2 protein-coding genes are annotated in these 2,286 nt (G+C 72.6%); both read right to left on the reverse strand.

All coding sequences use genetic code 11. The annotated features are described in order from the left end of the window. Positions 1-57 precede the first annotated feature (57 nt). Positions 58-1,050, reverse strand: a complete 993-nt coding sequence (locus V7793_RS36565; RefSeq protein WP_336013985.1) for a carbohydrate ABC transporter permease — start codon at positions 1,048-1,050, stop codon at positions 58-60. After that, positions 1,047-2,286, reverse strand: a 1,240-nt coding sequence (locus tag V7793_RS36570) for an ABC transporter substrate-binding protein (protein ID WP_336013986.1), incomplete at its 5' end; no start/stop codon positions are given. The genes V7793_RS36570 and V7793_RS36565, both read right to left, overlap by 4 nt.

Genomic DNA, 2,286 nt, shown 5'->3' on the forward strand with positions numbered 1-2,286 from the left:
GGGCCCGGGGCCCTCGGGCCTCGGTCGTCCGGTCGTCGTGATCGTCACGGCAGTCCCTCAGTGGCTCTTCCGCAGCCGCCGCGCGATGAGCACGTTGGCCGCGGCGATCAGCAACAGGATCAGGAACATCGTCCAGGCGACGGCGGAGGCGCGCCCGAGGTGGAAGTTGAACCAGCCCTGTTCGTAGAGGTAGAGGCCGAGGGTCTGGAACTGGTGCGAGGCCCCGCCCTTCTGGCCGCCCGCACCGCCGAAGAGCAGGGGCTCGCCGAAGAGCTGGGTGGCGCCGATGGTGGAGACGACGACGGTGAACAGGATGGTCGGGCGCAGGGCGGGCACGGTGACGTGGCGGAACTGCTGCCGGCGGGAGGCCCCGTCCAGCGCCGCCGACTCGTACAGCTCGTCGGGCACGGCCTGCATGGCGGCCAGGTAGATCAGGGCGTTGTAGCCCGTCCACCGCCAGATGACGATCGAGGAGACCGCGAACTGGGAGGTCCAGGTGCCGTTCTGCCAGTCGACGGGGCCGATGCCGAGGGCGCCCAGGGCCCAGTTGACCATGCCGTAGTCGCGTCCGTAGAGGAGGACGAAGACGAGCGTGGCGGCGGCGACGGAGGTGGCGTACGGGGTGAGGAGGGCGACCCGCCAGAAGGTGGCGGCGCGCAGCCGGTAGTGCAGCAGGTGGGCGAGGCCGAGCGCCATCAGCAGCTGCGGGACGGTGGAGATCACGCCGATGGTGAAGGTGTTGCGCAGGGCGTTCCAGAAGAAGTCGTCGTCCAGCAGGCGGATGTAGTTGTGCAGGCCCACCCACTCCATGTGGTCCGGCGCGGCCAGCTCGACCCGGTGCAGCGAGGCCCACCCGGTGTAGAGGAGGGGGAAGAGGCCGAAGGCGCCGAAGAAGAGGAAGAACGGCGCGACGAAGGCGTAGGGGCTGTAGCGGACGTCCCAGCGGTAGAGGCGGCTGCGCCACGGGCCCGGGCGGGCGCGGCCGTGCGTGCCGGGCGGGCGGGGGACGGGGGCCCCGGCCTCCTTGACGGTCCCGGCCGTGGCCGTCATGCGTCCACCGCGTTCTCGATCTCCTTCTGCGCCGCCTTCCAGCCGGCCTCCGGGGACTTGCCCTGCTGCTCGACCTGGGGGATGCCGACGTCGGTGAAGGCGGTACCGATCTGGGCCTCCTTCGGGCCGATGACCAGCGTCGGCACGGAGCGGGCCGCGTCCGAGAAGATCCGGCCCACGGGGGCGCCGCCGAAGTAGGGGTTGCGGGCGTCCCGGACGAGCGGCATCGCGTAGGAGGCGGGGGTGGAGGGGATGCTGGCCTGCCGGCCGAAGAGCTTGGCCTGCTGCTCGGGGGCGGTGAGCCAGACGGCGAGGGCGGTGGCCGCGGCCCGGTGCCGGGCGGCCCTGGGCACGGTGATGAAGGAGCCGCCCCAGTTGGCGGGGCGGGGGGCGGGGGCCACGTCCCACTTGTTGCGGCCGGCGGCGCCCGCCTTCTCTTTGATGTAGCCGAGCATCCAGGGCGGGCAGGCGACGGAGGCGAAGCGGCCGTTGGCGTAGGCCTGGTCCCAGGGCTTCTCGAACTGCTTGAGCCGGGCGGTCAGCCCGCCCCGGGCGGCCTGCACGGCCAGGTCCCAGGACTCCTTGACGGCGGGGCTGGTGCGGTAGACCGGCCGGCCGCGGCGGTCGTAGTAGCGCTCGGCGTGGGCGTGGACGGAGGCGTTGTAGATGCCGGCGGCCGAGTCGGTGAAGACCGTGCCGGCGGGGGCGTGCGCCTTGTACCGCCGGCCGGTCTCGATGTACTTGCGCCAGTCGCCCGCCCAGAGCCTGCCGACGCTCTCGCGGTCGGTGGGCAGCCCGGCCCGGGCGAAGAGGTCCTTGCGGTAGCAGACGGCGATGGGGCCGATGTCCGTGCCGAGGCCGATGGTGCGGCCGGTGCGGGTGGTGGCCTGGTCCCACTTCCAGGGCAGCCAGTCGCTCCGGCGGACGCCCCCGGCGCGGGAGAGGTCGACGAAGCGGTCGGCCTGGGTGGTGACGATCTCGTTGATGTTGCTGGTCTCGACGGCCTGGATGTCGGCGAGGCCGCCGCCGGCCGCGAGGTGGGTGAGGAGCTGCGGGTAGTAGGCGTCGTTCCGCTCGATCACGCTCTCTTTGATCGTGACGCCGGGGTGCAGCCGCTCGTACTCGGCGTAGAGGCCCGCCTGCTTGTAGCCGAAGACGCCGAAGGTGCCGACCGTGAGTGTGGTGCCCCGGCCGCCGGTGCCGCTCCCGCCGTCCTCGCCGGTCCCGGCGTCCTGG

The sequence above is a fragment of the Streptomyces sp. KLMMK genome, assembly GCF_036961605.1.
Taxonomy (GTDB): Bacteria; Actinomycetota; Actinomycetes; order Streptomycetales; family Streptomycetaceae; genus Streptomyces; species Streptomyces telluris.

Coding starts and splice junctions, on each gene's coding strand:
- V7793_RS36565 (WP_336013985.1), bottom strand. CDS start 1,050: ATGACGGCCACGGCCGGGACCGTCAAGGAGGCCGGGGCCCCCGTCCCC.